A 25692-nucleotide genomic window follows, 5' to 3' on the forward strand; every position below is an offset into this window, starting at 1 on the left:
ACAATGAGTGTAAAACCGGTAATACTGATTATTGATGACGAATCTCAGATAAGAAAAATCTTGAGAATCACTCTTGAATCTGACGACTATAAAGTCATTGAAGCCGAAAACGGTAAAGACGGAATTATACAAGCGGCAACTGCGCACCCTAATCTTATAATTCTGGATTTAGGTTTACCAGACCAGGATGGGTTTTCTGTCCTTCAGGAAATTAGAATGTGGAGCTCGTTGCCAGTGATGATTTTATCTGTTAGAAACTCAGAAGAAGATATAGTAAGAGCCCTCGATTTAGGAGCTGATGATTATCTGACCAAACCATTCTATACGGCAGAATTACTCGCCCGGATAAGAGCTAGTTTAAGAAGAGCTAGCCAGATTCAAGAGAGCAGTACATTTGTTAACGGCTCTCTAAAAATTGATCTTGTCTCAAGAACTGTTATAAAAAGTGACGAAGAAATTAAATTGACTGCGACTGAATATTCATTACTAATACTTTTGGTGAAAAATTTAGGAAAGGTATTAACACATCAGTTGATATTGAAAGAAGTATGGGGTCAAAGCTATGTTGAGCAATCTCAGTCATTACGTGTATTCGTGGGACAGTTAAGAAAAAAAATTGAAGATGATCCGGCTCATCCCAAAATGATCGTTACTGAATCCGGAATCGGTTATCGAATGATAAATATCAAGTAATGCAGATTTTTAAGAGAATAATTCACAACTCCCTTTCGCAAATACCTTCTTTTTTACTAAATTCATCCGTAGAAAATTCTTTATAACCCATCAAAAATTATTATTTTGAATTCAGACGATAAAAAATTATTAATCGAGGCAATTAAAGATCAGCGGGATCTGTTCGGTGATTTTTTGCTTGAAGACGTGAATAAACCTATGGAGGAAGCTTTGAGCAAAAGAACCATAGCAAATGAAGTAACAGTAAAAAGTGAAATCTCTTTAGTCGAAAATTTATTTGTAGAAGATTTTCAAAAAGCGGAATCATTAACTGACCTTAATAATCAAATCTGCAATTGCCAGAAATGCGCTCTAGGAAAAACAAGAACTAAATTTGTTTTCGGTGTCGGCAATCCCAATGCAGATGCAATGTTAATCGGAGAAGCCCCGGGACGCGACGAGGATTTGCAAGGGGAGCCATTTGTCGGACGTGCCGGCAAACTTCTTAACGACATTCTCAAAGCTGTTAAATTTGCGCGAGAAGATGTTTACATTGCAAATATTTTAAAATGCAGACCACCGAATAACCGTGATCCTCTGCCCGGCGAGATGGAAACATGTATTCCTTATCTTCACAAACAGATTGATCTCATTAAACCAAAAATTATTTTGTGTTTGGGAAGAGTTGCAGCAAACGGACTGCTCGATAAAAAATTATCGCTCGGTCAGCTTCGAGAAAGTATATACGATTTTAACGGTATAAAAGTAATGGCAACATATCATCCTGCTGCTTTGCTGCGTAATCCAAATTGGAAGCGCGGCTGCTGGGAAGATGTTCAAAAATTCAGAAAACTTTATGATGAATTAACGGCAAACTGAAATGGCAAAACGAATTATTACCCGGCAAAGCGGGAAAAAAGACGGTGATATTGAAAAACTAAAAGCTGCTTCAAAAATTCCTCCATCTGTTCCTGAAGTTGAAATGGCTGTCCTTGGTGCAATGCTGATTGATAACGAAGCTGTTCCCAAAGCGATTGAAATTTTAAAACCGGATTCGTTCTTCGATAAACGAAATCGGATTATTTTTGAATCGATGTCCGCACTCTATGAATCGAATGAACCGATTGATACTGTTTCGGTTTATGAAGAGTTGAAAAAAGCAGGCAAAGGAGATGAAGCCGGCGGTGCCGCTTACCTTAGTAAACTTACTCAAGATATTTCTTCTGCAGCAAATATTGATTACCACGCTCGTGTGGTTCTTGAAAAATGGATTTTACGCCAGCTGATTCATTCATCATTTGAAATTGCAAGCGCTGCATATGAAGGAAGAGAAGATGTTTTTGATCTGTTAGATGCTGCCGAAGCAAAGATATTTCAAATTTCCGAAAAGGGAATTAAAGAATCGTTTAAATCAATGGATAAAGCCGTTAAAGAAGCGCTCGAATTGATTGAGGCAATCCATTCTAAAAGTATAGGTACGTTTGCGGTTCCTTCCGGATTTTTTGAATTGGATGATCTACTTGGCGGTTTCCAAAAATCTGATTTGATTATTGTTGCGGCACGTCCTTCTATGGGTAAGACTGCATTCGCTATGTCCGCCGCACGCAATGCCGCAATCGATCACGGTGTTCCAATCGCAGTCTTCAGTTTGGAAATGGCTACGATCCAACTTGCGACACGATTAATTTCTGCCGAAGCACGCATTAATGCACATAACGTTCGTACCGGAAAATTTAAACCGGAAGAAGGCGCAAAGATTAGCCGCACAGTTCACAAATTGAGCAAAGCGCCTATTTATATTGATGACACGCCCGCAATTTCAATTCTTGAACTTCGCGCTAAAGCAAGACGGTTAAAGAATGAAAAAAATATCGGTTTGATAATTATAGATTACTTGCAGCTATTAAGCGCTTCTTACAATATGGAAAGCCGGGAGCGTGAAATTTCTACAATATCCCGTTCATTAAAAGCTCTTGCAAAAGAATTGAACATTCCTGTAATCGCGCTCTCACAGTTAAACCGTCAAGTTGAATCACGAACAGATAAGAGACCAATGCTTTCGGATTTGCGCGAGTCCGGTTCAATCGAGCAGGATGCGGACGTTGTAATATTTTTATACCGTCCGGAAGTTTACGGCATTACACAATTCTCTAGCGGTGATATGAATGGTGAAACTACTGAAGGTGTTGCAGAAGTAATAATCGGCAAGCAAAGAAACGGTCCTATAGGCGATGTGAAATTACGCTTCATAAAAGATTATGCACGGTTCGAAAATCTAGACCGCTTCAGGCAGCAGTTACCAGCGGGAGCTGAACAGGCGGCAATCACATCGGGAGCCGAGGATTTTCCAATATGAAAAAAATATTTTTGCTTGTTTTTGTATTGTGGTTCTCGTCCGATAGTTTCACGCAAACAATTTACACTCAGCAAGATGTGGATATTTGTAATTCCAAGTTTCAGTTAGCAGTTGATATAAATCTCTCATCGCTTCCAATCAATCAAGTAATAATTGAAATCGGAAAAAGTTTTCTCGGAACAGATTATTCCGCTGGTTCACTCGAAAAAGGAGATGAAGAAAAACTTGTAGTTCATCTAACCGGATTAGATTGTTATACATTTCTTGAATCGTCTCTTGTCTTTGCCAGATGTATTAAGGAAGGCAAAAACAGTTTTGATGATTATCAGAATGAACTTACAAACATTCGTTACCGGAAAGGAAAACTGGATGAATATCCTTCGCGGCTTCATTACTTCTCCGATTGGATCTATGATATGAACAAACGGGGAATAGGTAAAGACATTACTAAAGAAATCGGTGGCAAACCTTACGATAAGAAAATTTATTTTATGAGCACACATATAGATGCTTACCGTCAATTAAAAAATAATCCGAAATTTGTGGATGAGATTGCGAAAATTGAAAAAGAAATTTCTTCACGGAAATATTATTACGTTCCTCAAGAAGAAATTTCGAAAGTTGAAGATAAAATTCAAAGCGGGGACATAATAGGAATCACGACAAATGTAGAAGGACTTGATATAGCCCATACAGGAATTGCAATTCGTATGGACGATGGAAGAATTCATCTGATGCACGCACCGAATGTTGGTTACAAAGTTCAGATCACAGAAAAACCGCTTGCCGACTATATTAAAGGAAATAAGAAACAAACTGGGATAATGGTTCTCCGTCCCGCCGATTTATAAGATAATTATTATTTCGTATCCCATGGATTAGAAAATCTAATTGTTCTCTCGTAATCTTTTGTTTCGTCAATCTTTTGTTTTCGTGCCCTTAAAATATCACTCCTTGAAATTATTCCGGTTAAATTCATAGAATCTAAATCCTCCACTACCGGAATTGAATTAAGATCGTGCTCAGCCATTAGATCAGCCGCTTCTCTGATAGTATCGTTCTCAAGAAGTACAACCAGCGGTTTTGCAATCATATTTTTGATTTGTTCCTCTTCATTCTGATCTATGGAAAGCAAACCTTTCTTCGTAACAATTCCCGTAAGTTTGGATTCGGCATCAACCACAGGAAATGTGTGGAATCTTATCTCTTCTTTTGTTAACCACTCTCTAACTTTCATCAGAATATCTTCTGAATAAATTGAAACAACATTTTTTGTTGCAAACCTGGCGACGTTCATTTGGTTTAAATGATCTGCTTCATATTCATGCGGCACTCTGATTCCTCTCCTCGCAATTTTCTCTGTCATTATGGTTTGTTTCATCAACAGAATTGAAACCAGATACGATGCGCTGCAGCAGGCAAGTAAAGGTAAAATTGCAGCGGGCTGCATCGTAGTTTCAAAAGCAAAAACAATTGAAGTGAGAATTGCCCGGGAAGCTCCGGTGAATAATGCCGCCATTCCAACAAGTGCAGCCATCCGCGGATCGATTCCAAGATTGGGGAAAAGGAATAAAGCAAAAGTTGTTAAAGCAGCACCAAGTCCTCCGCCTATTGTAAACAAAGGCGCTAAGGTTCCGCCGGATGTTCCGCTTCCCAATGAGATTGACCATGAGAAAAATTTTGCTATGAACAATGCGATTAATATCGGTCCGGAAATATTTCCGTTAATAATGTTTGTAATATTATCATAACCAACACCAAGAGTAGCCGGGACAAAAAAACCGATCACTCCTACTGCTATTGCACCTAATGCCGGCCACCACATCCAATGAATCGGCAATTTTTCAAACATATCTTCAATCGCATAGACAGATTTTGTAACAAGAACAGACGCAAAGCCGATTACAATTCCTAAAATAAAATAAGCTATAAGAGAACCCTCTGTAGGTGAAAGTAAAAATGGTGCAGTAGCAAAGACGGGTTTAACTCCTTCTGTAATAAATCTTACGGCAGTTGCACTCCCGCTTGCAAGTGTAACGGGCAAAAGTGATTTGGGTTTGAATTCAAAGAGAAGGAGTTCAATTGCCAATAGAATTGCGGAGATAGGGCTGCCGAATGTAGCAGCCATTCCACCGGCCGCTCCCGCCGCAAGAAGAATTTTTCTTTCATCAGCATTTACCGGAAAAAGTTGTCCTATGAATGAACCCAGTGCGCCTCCGGTTGCTATGATTGGTCCTTCAGCGCCGAATGGTCCGCCTGTTCCAATAGATATTGCTGCTGAGATTGGTTTTAAAACTGTCAACCTTGGTGAAATCTTACTTTTGTTTGTTAAGACTTGTTCCATCGCTTCAGGAATTCCATGTCCGCGAATTCCTTTTGAGCCGTAGCGTGCCATTAGACCAACTATCAACGCACCAATGATTGGAACGATTATTACAAAGAGACCAAGATGATTATCTTTTGGCGAGGTAAAACTGAGAGAGAATTTTCCATAGAAAGCCAGATTGGTAATTATTCCGATTAAGCTGATTAATATTTTTGCGACAAAACCAGAAGCAACTCCAAGAAGAACAGATAAACCGGAAATATAAAACGCTCTCTTATTAAAATAAGTATGACTCGAATTTACCGTCTGCATTGAAGATGATTCGGCGGGCGTGGGCGTACTTTCGTTGTTCACATACTCTTTCTATACTTGTGATGAATTGTGATCAGGAGATTAAAGAACCTCCTTTGTATGTAATAACATTGATTGGTTGAAATTTAGTTCCGGATTAGACTCTGAAGAACAGCAATATTTTCCAAATCCTCTTGTTGATCTTTTCCTTTTGGAGTTTCTAAAATCTTTGGTACTTTCTCAAGTTTTTTGTCGTTCATAATATTTGTAAAACCTTCCAATCCTATGAATCCTTTGCCGATATGATCATGCCGATCAACTCTGCTTCCTAAATCCTTCTTGCTGTCGTTCATGTGGATACACTTCAGCAAATCCAAGCCGATGATATCATCAAACTCTTTTATTACCTTCTTATATTCTTTTGGATCTTTAATATTATATCCGGCGGCAAAGATATGGCATGTATCGATGCAGACCGTCATTCTTTCTTTCTCGTCAACAAGATCAATTATTTCTCTGAGTTGTTCAAATTTGTAACCGAGTGTTGTACCTTGACCCGCGGTAGCTTCAAGCATACTTTTGGTTTTGAATCCTTTTGTTTGTGCGTGGGCATAATTAAGAGATTCGGCAATAATTTTTATTCCGTCTTCCTCGCCCTGTCCAGTATGCGCACCGGGATGAAAATTCAACTGGGGAATTCCAAGCTGCTCGCACCGTTCCAATTCCTTTATATAAGAAGTTCTAGATTTCATTAGACTTTCTGGATCTTTCGCGCAGAGGTTTATTAAATATGAATCATGAGAGACGACGACTTTTATGTTAGACTGACTTAATTTTTCTTTGTAATCCGTAATTTCTTTTTCATATAGATCGCGTGCAAAATATTGATTATTATTTTTCGTGAAGATCTGAATTGCGGTAAAACCTAGTTTTTCCGCTGCTTCTATTGCAGATGCGGGACCGCCGGAAACAAAAGTATGAGCTCCCATTAAATGTTTCATTACTAATCCTTTCATTTAATCATGTTCTTGATCTTGATCATGATCTTTTTCTTTTTAATGATCAAGAATAAATTTTGTTTTTGATTCAAAGATAATATTATTGCTAGGAAGAATTTAAAGAATGGCAGATTGAAATGAAAATATTTATTACCGGCGGAAGCGGTTTGCTGGGACAATACCTTAATATTGACCTTGGCAGGAATCACGATATACTTACCCAGTATAACTCGAAGATCGGCAACTGCGGAAATAATAATAATGTAAAATTAGCAATCAATAATTACACGGCTTTGGAAAAGATATTCTCTTCTTTCAAACCGGAAATTGTAATTCACACAGCAGCAGTTTCCAATCCGGAAAAAGCAGATAAGCTTTCTGCCGATGAAGTTTATGACATAAATGTGAACGCGTCTGCCGATCTTGCCCGTCTCTGTTCGCAATATGGTGCGAAGTTGATTTATCTCTCGACCGATTTAGTCTATGCCGGTTATAGAGGTTCATATCTAAGAGAAGATGCAAAATTAATTCCTATTTCCTTATATGCCGAGACAAAATTGATGGGTGAAGTGAAAATCAAAGAGACTTTTGATAATTATATAATCTTACGAGAGGCTCTTCTAATAGGATTTGGATTGAATCATTCGAAAAATAATTTTCATCTGATGTATGAAAATCTTGCCGACAATAAACCGGTCAGTCTATTTGTTGATCAATTTCGCACTCCGCTTGCATTACACGATTCTGCCAGGATAATTGAAGAGTTGATTAAAAAAAATATTCATGGAGAAATTATTAATCTTGGCGGAACCGAAAGATTATCCAGATACGAATTGGGAGAAATTCTTTGCGAGGAAGCTGGCTTCGACAAAAATCTGCTTGTGAAAAAAACGATGGAAGAATCAGGACTTACTTACAAAGTTGCGGATGTTTCTTTGAATACCGATAAATTGAAATCGCTTGGAATCATTCCCCAAGGTATAAGAGAAGCAATACGGGAAATACTATCTCAGTGCGGTTAATTTTATATTTAACAACTCATTCACAATGGCTGGATTTGCTTTTCCCTTTGTTTCTTTCATAATCTGCCCGACAAAAAATCCAAGTACCTTATCTTTACCGCTAAGAAATTCTTCCACTTGCTTTGGATTCGCAGAAAGAATTTTATCAATTGCTTTTTCAATTTCCGAAGTATCTGTAATCTGAATTAGATTTTTCTCTTTAACAATTTCAGTCGGATCTTGATTGGTTTTGAGCATCTCCGAAAAAATTTCTTTTGCGATCTTTCCGCTGATAATATTTTGATTGATCATCTTAATCAACTTACCAAGATTTTCCGCAGAAACGGGGAATAGAATAGCCGAGAGTTTTTGTTCATTCAAAATTTTAAGGACTTCGGTCATCACCCAGTTGCTTGCAGATTTATAATCATCGGTGACAGTTAATATTCTTTCGTAGTAATCGGCAAGATCCCGCGAGGAAGTTAGAATATCCGCATCATATCTTGGAATTGAGTATTGTTCAATAAAACGGTCTCTTCGTCTCTCCGGTAGTTCCGGCATCATTTTAGAAATATCAGCTTTCCATTTCTGATCAACAATAACGGGCATCAAATCGGGATCCGGGAAGTAGCGGTAGTCATGCGCTTCTTCTTTACTGCGCATCGGAATAATCTTATTTTGATCGGCGTTCCATAAAAGAGTCTGCTGAACGATTCTTCCACCGTCTTCTAAAATGTTTATCTGTCTTTCTATCTCAAACTCGATCGCTTTCTGGACATTCCGGAATGAGTTCATATTCTTCACTTCAGTTTTAGTTCCGAGTTTTGTTTCTCCATTCAAACGAACAGAAATATTCGCATCGCATCGAAGAGAACCTTCTTCCATGTTGCCATCGCAAATTTCTAAATAAGTTACAATTTGCTTTAACTTTGTTAAGTAGAGGTACGCCTCCTCGGCAGAACGAAGATCTGGCTCGCTTACAATTTCCATCAGCGGTGTTCCGCACCGGTTAACATCAATCAATGTATCAAATCCTTGATCATGAATTGATTTACCGGCGTCCTCTTCCATATGGATGCGGGTTAAACCGATTTCCTTTTTAGAACCATCTTTTAATTCGATTATGATTTTACCATGCTCGCAAATTGGCTCTTCAAATTGAGAAATTTGGTATCCCTTTGGAAGATCGGGATAGAAATAATTTTTACGTGCGAATATTGAGCGCTCTTTTATAACGCAATCGCTCGCAAGTCCCATGAGCACAGTAAACTCAACAACCTTTTTGTTCATCACGGGCAGAACACCGGGATGAGCTAAACAAACAGGGCAGACATTTGTATTCGGAGGCGCGTCAAATTTTGTTGAGCAGCCGCAGAAAATTTTTGTATCTGTCAGCAATTGAGCGTGAACTTCCAAACCGATAACAGCTTCGTATTTTTGATTCATCCTGTCCAAGATTGATTTTACTCTGGCGAATATAATTATTTTCGAGATATACGTTAGTATTTTACTTTTTAATAATTATTCTTCATATTGAAACAGAATAAATCAAACACTTTTAGAGGGCATATGATTCTTGATGTATTGGTTTTTGCTGCTCACCCGGATGACGCGGAACTTTCTATGGGTGGAACTATTGCAAAACTTGCAAGTACCGGATTAAAAGTTGGAATTATAGATCTAAGCCGAGGTGAACTTGGAACGCGCGGTTCGGCAGAAATAAGAATGAAGGAAGCGCAAAACGCCGCCGAAATTTTGAAGATATCTCATAGAGAAAATTTAGGATTTAAAGACGGCTCGCTTAAGTTTAACGAAGAATACTTAAATAAAATAATTTCTAAGATCCGCAAGTTTCAACCGAAGATAATTTTTGCGCCTTATTTCAACGACCGTCATCCCGATCATATCGGTACTTCGCAGCTTATAAAAGAGGCAATGTTTTTTACCGGGTTACCAAAAATAAATACTGAGGAAAACAATAGGATTCAGCCAACTTTTCGTCCTCAGAAACTTTTTTATTATATGCAGACTTACGAATTCAAGCCAACATTCATTGCTGATATCAGCGGTTTCTTCGATTCTAAAATGAAAGCCGTATTTGCTTATGAAACTCAGTTCCATAATCCGGAAAGTCTTGAACCGGAAACATTTATAAGTCAGCCAAACTTTTTAAAATTTATTGAAGCCCGCGCAAAATCTTTTGGATTTAAAATCGGCAAAGATTACGGAGAAGCATTTTTCTGTGAAGAAGAACTTGAATATGATTTAATTGCGGCACTCAAGTATTGAACGAAAAAAGGGAGGTTGGTTGAAATTAAATTCCTTTCATGTCAAGAGTCTCGGTTTTTTTCTTGGAATCGGCTTATTCATCTTCGTATGGTTCTTTGTTGATTTCGGTTCGGAATTTCATAACGCAAAATTGGTTGCTGCTGTTGCCTCGTTGATGGCAACATGGTGGATTTTTGAAGCGGTCCCGCTTGCGGTTACATCGTTAGTCCCTTTAATTTTATTCCCTACTATTGGTGTTCTATCTTCCGCATCCACTGCGGAGCAGTACATGAATACTACAATTTTTCTTTTCATAGGCGGATTTGTAATAGCGGTGGCTATGGAGAAATGGAATCTTCACAAACGCATTGCACTAAGTGTTATTCTTTTTTTCGGCAGCAGTCCCTCAAAAATTATTTTTGGTTTTATGGTTGCCGCCGGGTTTATTTCTATGTGGATCTCAAATACTGCAACATGTTTGATGGTCCTACCGATTGGTCTTTCAATAATTTATAAAGTTGAAAATGAATTCGGTAAAGAGAATAGTTCAAATTTTTCAAAAGCTCTGATGATCGCAATAGCTTATTCAAGTACAATCGGCGGTATTGCAACGTTAATAGGAACCCCTCCGAATTTAATTTTTCTTAGAATGTACAAAATTAATTTTCCCAATAGTCCGTTGATGAAATTTGGCGAGTGGATGGTTTTCGGCGTTCCGCTTGCAGTTGTTATGATGATCATCGCCTGGATCGTTCTTACAAAAATTGTTTTCAAGTCTGATAAGAAACTTGTACTGGATAGAAAAATTATACATGAAGAAAAGAAAAAATTGGGAAAGATGACTTATGAAGAAAAAGCCGTTATGGTTGTTTTCGCATTAACCTCCTTTTTATGGATTTTCAGAAGCGATTTAGAATTGGGATCGTTGAAGATTCCGGGTTGGTCTAATTTGTTTGCTTCGTCTGCGTTTATTGAAGACAGCACGGTTGCTGTAACAATGGCATTACTCCTTTTTCTTATTCCATGCGGCTCATTTGGAAATAAACATAAATTCCTTTTAGATCAGGATGATATTCCAAAGATTCCATGGGATATTGTTCTCCTATTCGGCGGCGGATTTGCAATTGCCGAGGGCTTTGTTCAGAGCGGATTATCAAAACTAATCGGTCAAGAATTTATGATGCTAAAAAACATTTCTCCGTTAGCATTAGTAGCTATAATTTGTACTATTGTAGTATTCTCAAGCGAACTAACATCAAACTCTGCGCAGACTACTATAATGCTTCCGCTCCTTGCTTCATTGTCTAAAGAGATCGGTATTAATCCTCTTATGATTATGGTACCCGCCACATTTTCTGTCTCATTAGCGTTTATGCTGCCTGTAGGAACTCCGCCTAACGCTATTGTTTTCAGCAGTCAGAGACTTAAAGTTTGGGACATGGTCCAGGCCGGGTTCCTGTTAAATGTTATTGGTATTATAGTCATAATTATCTTCACTAAAATTTTCTTTTTATAGAATCGTTTACTTCTATTTTACATCTTATTGTAAAGGAATGGAAATAATATGTCTTATTACAATTTTAAAATAGTTGATACTCCATTTGAAGATGCAATTGCAAATGTAACAACTGAACTTCAAAAAGAAGGATTCGGCATTCTTACGGAAATTGATGTGAAGGAAACTCTAAAGAAAAAACTAGATGTCGAATTCCGAAAATATAAAATTCTAGGCGCATGTAACCCGCCGAATGCTTACAAAGCATTGCAAGCAGAAGAAAATATCGGTGTTCTTCTTCCATGCAATGTTGTTGTTCAGCAAAGAGAAGATGGTAAGATTCAAGTGAGTATTGTGAATCCGATGGAATCAATGCAAGCTGTTCAGAATGATAAATTAGCTGATGTTGCTAAAGAGATTTCTGAAAAATTGAAAAGAGTTTTGGAAAGTTTGTAAGTCTTAGAGAAACTGAGTGCCTGAGTTCCTAAGTAACTAAGTGTTTTAGTTAATTAGATACTCAGGCACTCAGCTACTCAATCACTCAGTTACTCTTCAATCACAGTTACCTTTTCCATCTTGTCACCTTGTTCAATCAGATCAACAACATCTTGACCGTTTGTGACTTTTCCGAATACAGTATGTTTTCCATTTAAGTGTGGTTGAGGCGAATGTGTAATGAAAAATTGGCTTCCATTGGTATTAGGTCCGGCATTAGCCATCGAAATTACGCAGCGTTCATGTTTCAAAGGATTATTTTTAAATTCATCTTCAAATTTATAACCCGGTCCGCCGCGGCCTGTACCGGTTGGATCGCCGCCTTGAACCATGAAATCACTAATAACACGGTGAAATAAAATACCATCGTAAAAACCTTCTTTTGCTAAGAAGACAAAATTATTTACTGTCTTAGGTGCATGCTCGGGATAAAGTTCTATTTCAATGATACCTTTGCTGGTGTTCATCGAAACTGTGTATTTCTTTTTTGAATCAATCTGCATTGCCGGAGGAGTGTTCCATTGTTTTTCCATTTTCTTCCTTTTTAACTATTAGTTTTCAAAAAATTGATTTATTTCGCTGCGCAAACCTAAATATTCCCATCGTAATAATGAAATTGGAACGTTTCCATTCATCATTACATAATCATGAAAATCTTTTAGATTGAATTTAGCACCGAGTTTTATTTTTGATTCGCTTAAAAATTCCGTCAGTTGAATTTTTCCAATCTGATAGCTTATTGCCTGCCCGGGATTGTAAGCATAGAAATAAGCACTTTCCAATGCGGATTCTTTATCAAGCGGAACATTCTGCATAAGATAATCAACAGCGTCTTCAATAGTAAAATTCCCGAGTGCGAGTTGAATATCTGCTTCAACTCTTAATGCACGAAGCCGCATAAAACTATATATAATTTCTTTTGCAAAAGGTCGATCATCAAAAAGTCCGTATTGTAAAAGCATCTCTTCTACATAAAAACCGATTCCTTCATTCGAACCTGAATCTACAAATCTTCTTCTTATCGGATCGGAGTTTTTCCAAGAGCGTGCTAACTGAAAAAAATGACCCGGAATTCCTTCATGAATTATAATTGGTCTCGGGTCTTTTGCAATTGATAGTGGGAAGAATGGCAAATTTGAATCCGGCTGAACTGTATAACGTACCGCGTTTTGGTTAAGACGATTTTCCGAAGTGAAATCATCCGATTCGCCTATAAATGTAAGCGGCTTTAAATATTCCGGAGTCTTTTTGAATTCGTAATGCCGAAGCCATTCCGGCACCGATACAATTTCATTCTTTACCAAAAAATCTCTAATTGCTATTTCATCTTTTTCGACCTGTGCAATTTCTTCTTCAATTGAGCTGAATATTTTTTGCCTTGGTCTATTTTTGTTTTTTAATTTTTCAATTAATTCAAATGAAGCAGCGCGGTTAAATTCCATTCGACCGTATTTTAATATCTCTTCCGGTGTGTAAGGAATCAACGCAATATTTTTGAGGAAGTACACATAAGCTTCTTTACCAACACCGAAATTACTTTTCATAACTGGCAGTTTTTCATTTAACCAATTCTGATAATCTTCAAGAGAAGTGATTGTCTGTTGAAATGCAAAATCCAATTCATTATGAAAATTTTTAGAAGTTTTTTCTTTTAATGCATTGTTTACAAGAAGAAGTTTGGACTTGATTCCGTTAAGATTTTCAAGCGCTATATTTGCGAACGGAGCAGCGGGTTCTATTAAATTTTCTTTACCATCAGCTAATGTTTGAGGGATTGATTTCAGCACAGTGAGTAAATTGGCGGTATGCTGATTGTCAAATGGAAGATCCATTACAAGTAATTCATAAAAAGCGCCTATAGTCTGCTGCACATAAAAATCGGGATTGCGGTAAGGTATCTTCAGAATATTTATTTCCCAGTTCACTCTTTCGATTGCCGAACGGAGGCAGAGAAAATCGACGCTATCGGCACGGCTCCATCCCGATTTGTTAAGTTTATTCAAATGTGTACTAAAATCTTTATAATGATTTTTAATTGATTCAAGTGATTGATCCGAGAAATCCGGTTTCCAGTTATCCGGTCTTTCAACACGATTTATATCATCCATTGTTGCTGGTTGAGTGATAAAGCGCCATTGCCAGAATTCTTTTGCTAAGGACTGGAGCTTATCATTTAATTGAGCGGAAATCAAAACGGGAATCATTAAGAAAAAGAGAAGAATTTTTTTCATAGTAAATCCGAAAATATTTTTAAAGTTAGAATGGCTTCAGCTCTCCAGTGATTGCTAAAAATTATTTGTTAAAAAGGTTTTCATATTTTTTAATAGACGAAACATTTAGATGAATTTTCGGATCGTATACCGGATCATAATTAGAAGCATTAAATGAATTTATTCTTCGGTTAATTTATGGAACTTTGCCCAGTCAGCGTATTTTTTGTCTTCAACAAGAATGTGGCTTCGTATCCATGCATTAAGCAAAGTCTCAAGACTCTCTTTCAACTCCGTCATGCTAACGGAGCTGGTTAAGGAGTTATTAATTTCGGAAACAATTTTTTCATGCTTAATTTTATGATCACTCAAACCCGGAAATTTTATCTCTTCCATAAATTTTTCTTCGTTTGAAAAATGTTTTTCAACGTAATCTCTCAAATGCCTTAGCAGATATTTTATTTCCAGTTCCTGGCTTTTGGGATTACCAATTTCAAGCAGCTCATTGGATATTGCAAATAGAAGTCTATGCTGTGAATCAATCTCTTCAAAACCCGTGCGGCAAGCGGGTGTCCAAATCATTCTTCTCATTTTGCGCCTTTCGTTACCGAGTTAATCTTTTGTATTTAATTCTATGCGGAATTTCCGAGTCTTTACCAAGACGTTCTTTTCTGCTCTCTTGATAATCGGAAAAATTTCCCTCAAACCAATAAACATTGCTCTCGCCTTCAAAGGATAGAATGTGAGTACAGATTCTATCAAGGAACCATCTATCGTGACTTATAACCACAGCGCAACCTGCAAAGTTCAGCAAACCTTCCTCAAGAGCGCGCATTGTGTTAACATCAAGATCATTAGTCGGCTCATCAAGAAGAATTACATTCGCGCCGGATTTTAATGCTACGGCAAGATGAACTCTGTTTCTTTCTCCGCCTGATAGTACTCCAACTTTCTTTTGTTGATCGCCTCCTGTAAAATTAAATTGTCCTACATAAGCGCGCGAGTTTTGCTCTTTATTACCGAGCTGAATTATATCGCTTCCGCCGGAGATCATTTCCCAAACGGATTTTTCCGGATCAAGTATATCGCGGCTTTGATCAACATATGCTAGTTTTACAGTATCGCCGATTTTAAATGAACCGCTATCCGGTTTTTCTTGTCCGACAATCATTTTGAATAACGTAGTCTTACCGGCGCCGTTCGGTCCAATCACTCCGACAATTCCTCCGGGAGGCAATTTGAATTCCATCTTCTCAAAAAGAAGACGATCACCGTAACCTTTAGCAACATTCTCTGCTTCAATTACAACGTTGCCTAAACGCGGTCCGGCGGGAATATAAATCTCCAGATCTTTCTGACGTTTCTCATTTTCTTCATTCAGCATTTCTTCGTAAGAACTTATTCTCGCTTTGGATTTCGCATGTCTTCCGCGCGGAGACATTTTAATCCATTCCAATTCCCGGTTCAAAGTTTTCTGCCGCTCTGTTTCTTTTTTCTCTTCCAATTTTAAACGCTGCTGTTTTTGTTCGAGCCACGAAGAATAATTTCCTTTCCAGGGAATTCCTTCGCCTTTGTCAAGTTCAAGAATCCATCCGGCAACATTATCAAGAAAATATCTATCGTGTGTTACTGCTATAACTGTTCCGGGATATCTTCTTAGTTCTGCTTCAAGCCACGCAACTGTTTCTGCATCAAGATGATTAGTCGGTTCATCGAGAAGTAAAATGTCCGGCTTTTTTAAAAGCAATCTGCACAATGCAACTCTTCTTCTTTCGCCGCCCGATAATACTTTAATCGATGTATCGCCCGGAGGACAACCGAGAACATCCATCGCCATTTCAAGTTTTGAATCAAGATCCCAAGCGCCGAGATGATCCAGCTTGTCCTGAACCTTTCCTTGTTTGTCGAGAAGTGCCGTCATCTCATCATCGCTCATCGGTTCGGAAAACTTTGCGTTGATCTCATCATACTCGCGCAGAGTATCAACAACTTCCTGAACTCCTTCTTCAACAATTTGCCGGACAGTTTTTGTCTCATCGAGTTTTGGTTCTTGTTCAAGCAAACCGACTGTGAAGCCGGGTGATATTGCAATCTCTCCGTTAAAATCTTTATCCACTCCGCCGAGAATTTTTAGAAGAGAACTTTTACCTGATCCGTTTAAGCCGAGTACGCCGATCTTCGCGCCGTAGAAATATGAAAGGTATATATCTTTTAATACCGGTTTGTTGTTGTAAAATTTGCTTACACCGATCATTGAATAGATGATTTTATTTGGTTCGTTTGCTGCCACTTTTACTCCGGCTTTTCTTTTTGTGTTAATTCGATAGGCAAAATAAAGAATTTTTACGCAGAATCCGTTTGATAAAATTTCTATTGCGACTAAAGTCTTAGTGAAAATTATACCGCTAATATATTATGAAATAGAAAGAGAAGAATTAGTTAGCGAATCGGAAATAGATCGAATGTATAAAGGTAGAGACGCCATATATGGCGTCTCTACAACATTAGAATTATTTCGACCCCTTTTCATGTGAATAATATTAAAGTAGAAATACTTTGTTTGGCGTCTTTACAAAACCTAAATCCACACATTATCTTTGGCTGTTAATTCGCCGCCGGCATTACCGGTATTAATTGTCCCAGCCGGTTCAATAAGTAAAACTTTGCATTCATTTTCAGCGGATGGTTTGTGCTCAACACCTTTTGGAACGACAAACATTTCACCTTTCTGCAGTTCAACTTTGCCGTCACGGAATTCAATTGTCATCGCACCATCAAGAACAAGAAAGGTTTCATCAGTAGTTGTATGGTTATGCCACACAAACTCGCCCTTAAATTTGCTGAGTTTAAAATGATAGTTGTTCATCTTGGCAACAATCTTAGGCGACCAATACTCGGTGAATTTATTCAGTTTATCTTCCAGATTAATAGGTTGATGTTCCATTGATTCACCAAAATTTTATTGAGAATGTATTACTATTCCTATAAAACCGACAATCATAAAAAAAATACCTACCAGAATAAAACCTTGTCTCGCAGAAATCTAGGACGAATAATATTTATTTTCCACAATACGCAAAATTTCTCCTGATATTCTAATATCCAATTGTGGAATATCAAAATTAACATACCGACAGTAATGAGAATTAGATTTTGAATAATCTTAACCCCATTATTCATTTATTTTTTCTCTTCCTCTTTTTCTTCCATCATTCTCATAACAATTATTGTGATAGTTGAGCCTGCAGTTCCGCCTAAAACAAAAATTACCGCAAGGGAGATAAATGAAACAGTTGAATTTAACTCTCTTACTAATGTATGCGAAATCCAATATGCCACGAAGAGGGCAATCATGAAAAGTACCGCTTGAAAAGAAATTGAATAACGAAACATTTTCTCACTCCATTAATTTATTTTTTTATCTCATCCCGTTATCAAAGTATGCTTTCACATTTATTGTTGATCCATTACTCGCATGATACGGACCGGTAACTGAAGAGAGAATGGATTCCTTTACCCTTAGAAAATAATTTCCGTCTTGAACCATTATCCGGAATTTTCCTTTACTGTCCGTATTCGCTTCCTGTTTTATTCCTTGATCAACATCTTGTATAATTACAGTACAAACATTTTCATAAGGCGGTGCTACCCAGTCAACGGGAATTGGTCCTGGATGGCTCAGATTGTAGACTTGTCCCTCAAGAACATTTGGATACTTTAATGGCAGAGTGGGAAGGGAATTGAGATCTGAACATGAAGTGAATACCGAGTAAATTATAATTATGCTGAGATAGAAAGCCGAAAAATTAATTGAAGTATCTGATCGATGTTTTTGTGAAATCATTTTATGATTGCCGTTTGAATCGAGTGTAACTTAAAAAGAAATACCGTCTCTGTAAATGGATTTTTAATTGCACAAATAATTTATTTTATTCTTGATTGAAATAAGGTGATTAAACGTACTACCTGTATAATAATTTAAGCCTGCAAATTATTTTTGAGTATTTAAATACAATGTTTGAGTGGGATACGCGAATTTAATACCGAGTTTTTCAAATTGATCATAGATCTCCAGGTTAATTTTTTCCTGTATATCCATATAGAATGTATAATCCGAACTCAATACATAATAGACAATTTCAAAATTCAAACTAAAATCCCCGTAACTCTTAAAATGAGCTCTGTCAAAACGGATCTGTTCATGTTTCTCAATGATGCCTTTGACTATGCCGGGAATCATTTTCAATTGATCTGATTTTGTTTGATAAGTTACTCCGAGTTTAAAAACTATTCTTCTGGTTTCCAATCTTTTATAATTATGAAGAATAGAACTTGTGAGTTTAGAATTCGCAACGATCAGTTGTTCACCTGATAATGCACGTACACGGGTTGTTTTGATTCCGATTTTTTCTATCGTCCCTTCTTTAGAATCGAATGTAATGAAGTCACCGATTTCCACCGGGCGGTCGAAAAAAATTACAAAGTAACTGAATAGATCACCAAGAATAGCTTGCGCAGCAAGAGCGACTGCGATTCCGCTAATACCTAAGCCCGCAACAATTGTTGAAATCTGAAAGCCGAGGTTGTCTAAGAGAAACAATAACCCGATAATCCAGACAAAGAAATTCAAAAATGAAATCAATGGCTTTAAACGATGTCCGTCCTCTTCGCCTCTTTTTTCTTCGAAATATTTACTTAAGAAGTGGTTTAACGCTGCAATCAGAAATCTGATAATAAAAAAAGTCAAAAGTACAGAGTAAACTATTGTGATTATCTTATTGGATGATTTTCCAAAACTCAGAAATTCCAAGGCAGCGTAAACCGCTCCGAAATAAAGAGCCGGTATCACAAACCTGTTTATGCTTTTTGAGATAAACTTAGTGCGGTTTTTATTCTCTTCGCTACCATTCTTTTGAATCCTTGTAAGAATGATTCTTTTTATGACCTGGCTAGCGATTATTGTGATTAAAATTATAGAAACGGCAATCACATAATCCTGAAGCGTATTGCCCCAATATTTATTATCTAAAATATTATTCACCTTTTCTCTCGGTTTTGTCAGTAATTGATTTAATCATTTTGATTAGCTCGGCGGATATTATTTTGAAAACATACTAATACAAAGTTGTGTAAACTTACCACAAAATAAAAAATATGTAAATAGTATTTACTTAAAACGGCTGCAGATAATTATCTGGTATAGATGAAAACGTTATTGTCAAATTCAGCAGTGTTTCCTTTTTTGTTTAAAAAAAAGAAGCTGTCCCAAATAACCAATAGAGTTTTAAGAGACAGCTTTCTTAATTAAAATAAGATCTAATTATTTCGTTACTTTCGCATCTTCAAGCAGCACTTTGTAAGAATAACCGAATCCGAAATCTTTGTTCAATGCAATTTTGCCGGTGAACGTTACAACATCACCAACGTTTACCATATCATTTGATGTAACAGTAAGATCAAAATCCTTACCGCTGCTAGTTCCGTCCTGAATATGAGCCCAGTTCTTACTCATAATCCCGTTATTAACCTTAACGATTTTGCCTTTTATTTTAACAACTTTATTGGCATACGAACTTGTGTTAGAAAACAATTGAGCGATTGTTATTCCGCCCGCCGCAGGTGCAACGGTAACATCTTGTTTTTCAATTGTTGGTTTTTGCGGTGTTGCTTTAGTGCCCGGAGCTGCTGTTGCAGGAGGAATTGGACTGAGACTTTCTACAAAGTAGATCGAATCGAATGTTTTTTTCAGCTCTTTACTTTCGAAATTTTTCATCTCCATTGCTGTTTCGTAATAAAGAGTTTCACCCTGTTTCGTATCCATTGTAGTTGCAGCCATCCAATATTCTTTACCTCCCTCTTTAACTCTTACATAGGTATACCCGCTGACTTGAATTGCTTCTTGAACTACTACCTGATGTACGTTAGATTTTATTTGTGCCTGCTGCTGTGGCTGATCTTCCTTTTTAGTACACGCTGATAAAACGATTAAGAGTACAATCGGTAAAATTAAAAACTTGAGTCGCATTCTGTTTCCTTATAAATTATTAAAAATTTGCGAGGCAAATATAAGCAAAACCTCTGCCTAAATTCCTCTCACGCGCTGAATGTCGTTTTTATATCTTTAATTACACGCATCGCAGTTACCGCAGGGCAATTCGCCCGGAAAACCAAAGTAATCCGATATAAACACTCTTCTGCATGTAATTGATTTGAAGTAGTTCACTACCGAAAGAAGTTTTTTATTATCGTTCATCAATTTCTCTTTAAGATATTTATCATCGCTGAGTTCGTGAGGAAGTTCATCAGTAATAACTAAGTTCTTATTCTCAATTGTTCCTTCCGTTACACCGTAACGGTCAAGCATGGCAAGAACTGTTTCAACACGGAAATCGCTTTTATCTTTGAAACTCATTTGTTCTCTTAAATAATCAACGCCTAACGAATTTGCAGATTCTAAGTTTGTTTTCAATAGATCGAATATGCGGTGATAATATTCTGCATTGGGATTAGCCCATTTAATAAATTCCATTTGTGTGTAAAGATCCTGTTGATTGTAAAGAAGCATGCATAATGAATCTTCTCCGTCTCTTCCGGCTCTTCCAATTTCTTGATAGTACGATTCAATTGAAGATGGAACTTCCGCGTGAATAACAAATCGAATATCCGGTTTGTCAATTCCCATTCCAAATGCGTTGGTTGCCAAAATTAAATTTTGTTTTCCGGATAGAAATTCTCTTTGAGTTCTTTTTCTTTGCTGCGGCTCAAGCTTACCGTGATAGATTCCATGTTTATATCCTTTATCGCCGAGGATCTGCGAATAGAATTCCAGCTTTTTGATTAAAGCAAAGTAGATTATTCCAGGCCCTTTGTATTTATCCAAGACTTTGTAAATAGCATTCAGAGTTTCTTTTTCATCATAAACATCTGTTGTTTCCAGACGTAAGTTCGGTCGTTCAATTCCTTCATGAAAAATTTTGATCTCATTTTTTGTAAGACCAAGTTTGGAAATTATATCTTTCTGAACTTCAGGAGTTGCGGTAGCTGTCAAAGCGATTGTAAGCGGATTGTTAAGAAGTTCTCTGAATTCTGCGATACGTGAGTAATCAGGACGGAAATCATGACCCCATTCGGAAATGCAGTGCGCTTCATCAACCGCAAGCATTGAAATCTGTGCAGATTTTAAAGCATCAATAAATTCCTGCTTACGGAATCTTTCGGGGGTTACGTACAAAAGTTTTGCTTTGCCTTCAACAAATTTTCTTAATCTTTCTTTTCTCTGTTCGGCGGTTACGGTTGAGTTGATAAACTCCGCCGGAATATTTTTCTTCTTCAATGCATCAACCTGATCCTGCATAAGCGCAATAAGAGGACTTATTACAATTGTACCTCCTTCGAACATTAGAGCCGGCAGCTGGTAGCAGATTGATTTGCCCGCGCCCGTCGGCATAAGGACAAGACAATGTTTCCGTTCGGTAAGCAGTCTGTTAATAATTTTTTCCTGCTCGCCTCTAAAGGAAGTATGACTAAAATATTTTGTTAATACCTCTAATGGGTTGGTCATCCTTACTCTCAAAAATCGTGGAATCAATTTATTACTTAAACGATACTTTTAATAGTACATGAAGCATAAATCACAAAAAAAAATGAGTGCGTATTAGATCACTTTAAACATCGCTTGAGTACCTATTGCGATTTGATTCATAAAAAATTAACCTTTATTAACATTTTCATAGTTCTCTCTTTAATTGTAGGTGAAATTATTTTTACTGATATTAAAACAAATCTTTTAATAGACAGATCTAATTAATCCATTTTAAATAATGAATGAGGATAAAGTATGATCACGGAAAAAGCGAAAAAACGATTTATACCATTTCTAGTTTATCTCTTGGTCTCAACTCTCTTTGTAAGCAGAGCATATGCGCAGGAAGATTTAACTTTTCAAGTCCCGCCAAAAGAAATTTTAGAACTAGTCGACATCAAACAACCGCCGATACCAATAATCGACCGGAATGTGAATTACATTTTTTTTATGGAACGTCCTACATTTAAGTCGTTGAAAGAATTATCGGAGAACGAACTTCGATTAGCGGGAATTCGAATTAACACACACACATTCGATGGTTCAAGAGGAACTTATTTCATAGGCATGACAATGCAGAACGCGCAGACCGGGAAGAATATACCAATAACCGGATTGCCGAAAGATTACAAAATTGAATACCCATCCTTCTCGCCTAACTACAATTATTTCTCTTTTGTTAATGTATCTGATAAAGGAATGGAATTGTGGATAGTTAATGTAAAGAACGGGAATGCGAAAAAAGTTTCTTCAACAAAACTATCTGCGGTAACCGGCAGTCCTTATACATGGTCACCCGATGAAAAATTTCTCTATTGTTTTGCACGGAATACTTCTAAGCCGACTTTTCAAGAGAAAGAATTACCTAAAGGTCCTGCGGTTCAGGAAGCAACTGGAACCAAAGCTCCGGTTAGAACATACCAGGATTTGTTAAAAAATAATAACGATGAACAGAAGTTTGAATATTATGCCACGGCTTCAATAGTCAAAATATTTCTTGATGGAAAAGAAACTCCTTTCATGAAGTCAAACATTTATAAAAGTTTTGAACCATCGCCCGATGGTAATTACATTTTAACTGAAGAAGTGAACAAACCGTTTTCATTTCAAGTGCCTTATTATTTGTTTCCTTATAACGTGAAAGCTTACGATAAAAATGGAGTCCTTGTAAAACAACTGGCAGCAAAACCATTGCAGGACAAAATCCCCACAAGTTTTGATGCTGTTGAATCCGGAATGAGAGATTTCTCATGGCGCGGCGATAAACCGGCAACAGTAGTTTGGTGTGAAGCTCAAGACGGAGGTGATCCTGCAAAACCGGCTGTTAAGAGAGATAAAATTTATCAACTTGATGCACCCTTCAAAGGTGAAGGGAAATTTTTAACAGCAACATTAAACAGATTTAGAAATATCACATGGGGTGATAATTCTATTGCTGTTATGAATGATTCGTGGCGTAAGAACAGAAATACGAAATCATATCTATTCAATCCGGAATTTGCGGATGAAAACCCAAAAGTAATTTATGACGGATCGAGCGAAGATCTTTATAATAATCCCGGAAGATTTGTTACCGAACCGAATAAATTTAACGAGTACACCCTTCTCTTCAGCGAAGATAAAAGAAATTTATATCTGATAGGAGAAGGATTCTCTCCGGAGGGAAGCAAACCGTTCGTTGATGAGTACAATATTAAATCCGGTGAGAAAAAAAGACTTTGGAGAGCTGAAGGAAAAGATACTTACGAATCAATAACGAGGATAATAGACATTCAAAAAAATCTTCTTCTGACAAGAATAGAAGGAGTTAAAATTTTCCCGAATTATTTTATCAGAAACATTGCTTCAAATGAAAATCCCAAACAGATAACTTTTCTTTCAAGTCCGTATAAGTCATTCGAAAATGTTTCAAAACAAAAAATCTTTTACAAACGTGAAGACGGGGTTGATCTTTCTGCAACTTTATATTTGCCGGCTGGATATGATAAATCGAAGGGAAGACTGCCAATGTTGATGGAAGCTTACCCAACGGAATTTAAAGATGCAAGCGCCGCGGGAATGGTTCGTGATTCACCATTTCGATTTGTTTCATTGAATTACGGCTCACCTGTATTCTGGGCTGCAAGCGGATATGCTATAATGGAAGGAGCAGCGTTTCCGATAATTGGAAAGGGGAATGAAGAACCGAACGATACTTACATTGAACAATTAGTTGCCAATGCCCGCGCTGCAATTAAAGCAGTTGATGATATGGGTGTTGTGGATCCCAAGCGCGTGGCAGTTATGGGACATTCTTACGGCGCATTCATGACGGCAAATTTATTAGCGCATTCAGATTTGTTTGCCGCGGGAATTGCACGCAGCGGTGCGTACAACAGAACATTAACTCCCTTCGGTTTTCAATCTGAAGAGAGAACTTATTGGCAGGCAAAAGATGTATACGATAAAATGTCTCCGTTCAATTATGCAGATAAGCTCAAAACGCCAATCTTATTAATACACGGGGAGCTTGATAACAACAGCGGTACATTTCCAATTAACAGTGAAAGAATGTTTGCCGCATTAAAAGGACTTGGCGGTACCGCACGATTAGTATTTCTGCCGTATGAATCTCACGGTTATGCCGCAAAAGAAAATATTTTGCACATGTTGTGGGAAATGGATTCTTGGTTAGATAAGTATGTAAAGAACCGCAAATAATAGTCAATTGATTTTCTTTGAAAAGCCATCTTATTAGGATGGCTTTTCGTTTATTATGAGCTATATAATATTCAAATAATTTTTCCGGTAGATGATGTGTGCATCAATCCAATAGTTCATCATCACAATTAACATATTATTTTTTGATCGGAACAATTCCTGCCATATCGCTGATAACATTGACAAGATCTTGATCCTGAGGAACTATGATCTTTGTATTCTGCGCAAGAGCGTTCTGAACAGTCTCAAGTTTTCTAAGAATCTGAGCGTTTCCAACAAAATACTTTTCGGCGGCTTCGTTAACTAATCTAATTGCTTCGGCTTCACCTTCAGCTTGAAGAATTCTTGCCTGGCGGATTCCTTCTGCTTTTTTAATTTCGGCACGCTTTAAACCATCCGCAGTTGTTTCTGCCGCAGTCGCAAAATCAACAGCTGCAATTTTTTCATTTTCCGCCTTAACAATTTTATTCATAGTATCCTGAACATCTTTTGGCGGATCAATTTGTTTCAATTCCGCTCTTACAATTTCAATTCCCCAATTCTTCGTTTCTTTAATTAATACAGTGTGAAGTTCTTCATTAATTTTTCCTCTCTCGCTGTTTGCAGATTTCAGTGTGAGCGTACCGATAATATTTCTTAGAGTTGTTCTTGCGAGATTTACAATCTGGTAGTTAACATTATTAACGTTGTATTGTGAGTTCTTTACACTGTCTTCATCATCTTTGACCTTATAATAAATTTGTGCATCGACCATCGCATTAAGGTTGTCGTTTGTTATTATTTCCTGTGGTTCAGCATCTACCATTTGTTCAGTAATGTTTACTAAATATAGTTTGTCAATCATTGGGATTATCCAATTAAATCCTCGGTGGGCAAAACGATGATATTTTCCAAGCCGTTCGACCAATCCTCTTCTTGTTGGGCGGACAATTCTTATTCCCCAGAAAAAAATAAGAATTATTAGTACAACAATAATAATAAGCCACGCAGCACTTGAACTCTCTTCCATCTTCTCCTCCTTTTATTTTAGATTTTCTATCTATTCAAAATGATAGATAATTTATTCTTGAGTTTGAGCCGATTGAAATTTATTGAAGTAAGATGCACCGAAGATAAATGCAAACAAGAAAGTGTCAAGAGACTTTCATATAAGGAAGAGATAAAAGAAGAATAAGAATTTTTGTATTGTAAAAGCACTTCGGAAATTCCCCAAAATCCGCATCAAACATATGTCTTAAGTAAAAGTTAATCAATAGCTAAGTTGGAATATTATAAATCTACCGATTTGATACGAAAAG

General features: G+C 37.1%; 23 protein-coding genes. 9 read left to right on the plus strand and 14 right to left on the minus strand.

What is annotated here, in order from left to right; translation table 11 throughout:
* The first annotated feature begins 3 nt into the window (after positions 1–3).
* The 4 genes from NTX65_14340 (at position 4) to NTX65_14355 (ending at position 3879) form a co-directional block, all read left to right on the plus strand.
* Positions 4–693, plus strand: coding sequence for a response regulator (locus NTX65_14340; GenBank protein MCX6170521.1), 690 nt, complete (start codon positions 4–6; stop codon positions 691–693).
* A gap of 105 nt (positions 694–798) precedes the next feature.
* Positions 799–1551, plus strand: coding sequence for a uracil-DNA glycosylase (locus tag NTX65_14345; GenBank protein ID MCX6170522.1), 753 nt, complete (start codon positions 799–801; stop codon positions 1549–1551).
* Position 1552: 1 nt separating this feature from the next.
* On the plus strand, positions 1553–3028 hold the full coding sequence (dnaB, locus tag NTX65_14350; GenBank protein MCX6170523.1) for a replicative DNA helicase: 1476 nt from the start codon (positions 1553–1555) through the stop codon (positions 3026–3028).
* Entirely contained in the window at positions 3025–3879 is an 855-nt protein-coding gene (locus tag NTX65_14355) for a DUF1460 domain-containing protein (GenBank protein MCX6170524.1), read from the plus strand. Before dnaB ends, NTX65_14355 begins: the two co-directional genes overlap by 4 nt.
* 8 nt (positions 3880–3887) lie before the next feature.
* On the opposite strand, the gene NTX65_14360 is transcribed toward NTX65_14355, so the two are convergent.
* Together NTX65_14360 and NTX65_14365 are read right to left on the minus strand one after the other, a co-directional pair.
* Positions 3888–5708: a chloride channel protein gene (locus tag NTX65_14360; GenBank protein ID MCX6170525.1), complete on the minus strand. Its 1821-nt coding sequence runs from the start codon at positions 5706–5708 to the stop codon at positions 3888–3890.
* Between the two features lie 83 nt (positions 5709–5791).
* Positions 5792–6646 (minus strand): deoxyribonuclease IV, encoded by an 855-nt coding sequence (locus NTX65_14365; protein MCX6170526.1) that lies wholly within the window; start codon positions 6644–6646, stop codon positions 5792–5794.
* A 134-nt stretch (positions 6647–6780) separates the two neighbouring features.
* Between NTX65_14365 and NTX65_14370 the strand changes: the two genes are divergently transcribed.
* Positions 6781–7665 (plus strand): SDR family oxidoreductase, encoded by an 885-nt coding sequence (locus NTX65_14370; GenBank protein MCX6170527.1) that lies wholly within the window; start codon positions 6781–6783, stop codon positions 7663–7665.
* Here the strand turns inward: NTX65_14370 and gatB are convergent.
* Entirely contained in the window at positions 7648–9090 is a 1443-nt protein-coding gene (gene gatB, locus NTX65_14375) for an Asp-tRNA(Asn)/Glu-tRNA(Gln) amidotransferase subunit GatB (protein ID MCX6170528.1), read from the minus strand. The genes NTX65_14370 and gatB overlap by 18 nt on opposite strands.
* A 123-nt stretch (positions 9091–9213) precedes the next feature.
* On the opposite strand from gatB, the gene bshB1 reads away from it, so the two are divergent.
* The 3 genes from bshB1 to NTX65_14390 are packed head-to-tail and all read left to right on the plus strand — an operon-like array spanning position 9214 to position 11863.
* The gene (bshB1, locus tag NTX65_14380) at positions 9214–9933 is read left to right on the plus strand and encodes a bacillithiol biosynthesis deacetylase BshB1 (protein MCX6170529.1); all 720 of its coding nucleotides are present in this window, start codon (positions 9214–9216) and stop codon (positions 9931–9933) included.
* 19 nt (positions 9934–9952) lie between these two features.
* On the plus strand, positions 9953–11428 hold the full coding sequence (locus NTX65_14385; GenBank protein MCX6170530.1) for an SLC13 family permease: 1476 nt from the start codon (positions 9953–9955) through the stop codon (positions 11426–11428).
* Between the two features lie 48 nt (positions 11429–11476).
* A complete protein-coding gene (locus NTX65_14390; GenBank protein MCX6170531.1) occupies positions 11477–11863 on the plus strand; it encodes a DUF302 domain-containing protein in 387 nt (128 codons plus the stop codon).
* Positions 11864–11952: 89 nt separating this feature from the next.
* Here NTX65_14390 and NTX65_14395 read toward each other — a convergent pair whose 3' ends face one another.
* The 10 genes from NTX65_14395 to NTX65_14440 all read right to left on the minus strand — a co-directional run bounded on the left by NTX65_14395 (position 11953) and on the right by NTX65_14440 (position 21673).
* Complete coding sequence (locus NTX65_14395; GenBank protein MCX6170532.1) at positions 11953–12369, minus strand: peptidylprolyl isomerase; 417 nt, start codon at positions 12367–12369, stop codon at positions 11953–11955.
* Positions 12370–12453: 84 nt separating this feature from the next.
* Positions 12454–14133 (minus strand): DUF885 family protein, encoded by a 1680-nt coding sequence (locus NTX65_14400; GenBank protein ID MCX6170533.1) that lies wholly within the window; start codon positions 14131–14133, stop codon positions 12454–12456.
* 159 nt (positions 14134–14292) lie between these two features.
* Positions 14293–14703, minus strand: a complete 411-nt coding sequence (locus NTX65_14405; protein ID MCX6170534.1) for a hemerythrin family protein — start codon at positions 14701–14703, stop codon at positions 14293–14295.
* A 13-nt stretch (positions 14704–14716) separates the two neighbouring features.
* Positions 14717–16402, minus strand: coding sequence for an energy-dependent translational throttle protein EttA (gene ettA / locus NTX65_14410; protein MCX6170535.1), 1686 nt, complete (start codon positions 16400–16402; stop codon positions 14717–14719).
* A 288-nt stretch (positions 16403–16690) separates the two neighbouring features.
* Complete coding sequence (locus NTX65_14415) at positions 16691–17056, minus strand: cupin domain-containing protein (GenBank protein ID MCX6170536.1); 366 nt, start codon at positions 17054–17056, stop codon at positions 16691–16693.
* A gap of 236 nt (positions 17057–17292) precedes the next feature.
* A complete protein-coding gene (locus NTX65_14420; GenBank protein ID MCX6170537.1) occupies positions 17293–17505 on the minus strand; it encodes a hypothetical protein in 213 nt (70 codons plus the stop codon).
* A 25-nt stretch (positions 17506–17530) separates the two neighbouring features.
* Positions 17531–17956, minus strand: a complete 426-nt coding sequence (locus tag NTX65_14425; GenBank protein MCX6170538.1) for a hypothetical protein — start codon at positions 17954–17956, stop codon at positions 17531–17533.
* Between the two features lie 147 nt (positions 17957–18103).
* Positions 18104–19153: a mechanosensitive ion channel family protein gene (locus tag NTX65_14430; protein MCX6170539.1), complete on the minus strand. Its 1050-nt coding sequence runs from the start codon at positions 19151–19153 to the stop codon at positions 18104–18106.
* A gap of 279 nt (positions 19154–19432) precedes the next feature.
* Complete coding sequence (locus NTX65_14435) at positions 19433–20137, minus strand: GW dipeptide domain-containing protein (protein MCX6170540.1); 705 nt, start codon at positions 20135–20137, stop codon at positions 19433–19435.
* Between the two features lie 96 nt (positions 20138–20233).
* Entirely contained in the window at positions 20234–21673 is a 1440-nt protein-coding gene (locus NTX65_14440; protein MCX6170541.1) for an ATP-dependent DNA helicase, read from the minus strand.
* Between the two features lie 276 nt (positions 21674–21949).
* Between NTX65_14440 and NTX65_14445 the strand changes: the two genes are divergently transcribed.
* Complete coding sequence (locus tag NTX65_14445) at positions 21950–24394, plus strand: prolyl oligopeptidase family serine peptidase (protein ID MCX6170542.1); 2445 nt, start codon at positions 21950–21952, stop codon at positions 24392–24394.
* A 136-nt stretch (positions 24395–24530) separates the two neighbouring features.
* Here the strand turns inward: NTX65_14445 and NTX65_14450 are convergent, their stop codons facing one another.
* A complete protein-coding gene (locus NTX65_14450) occupies positions 24531–25403 on the minus strand; it encodes an SPFH/Band 7/PHB domain protein (protein ID MCX6170543.1) in 873 nt (290 codons plus the stop codon).
* Positions 25404–25692 lie beyond the last annotated feature (289 nt).

Source organism: Ignavibacteriales bacterium (assembly GCA_026390795.1).
Lineage (GTDB): Bacteria > Bacteroidota > Ignavibacteria > Ignavibacteriales > Melioribacteraceae > Fen-1258.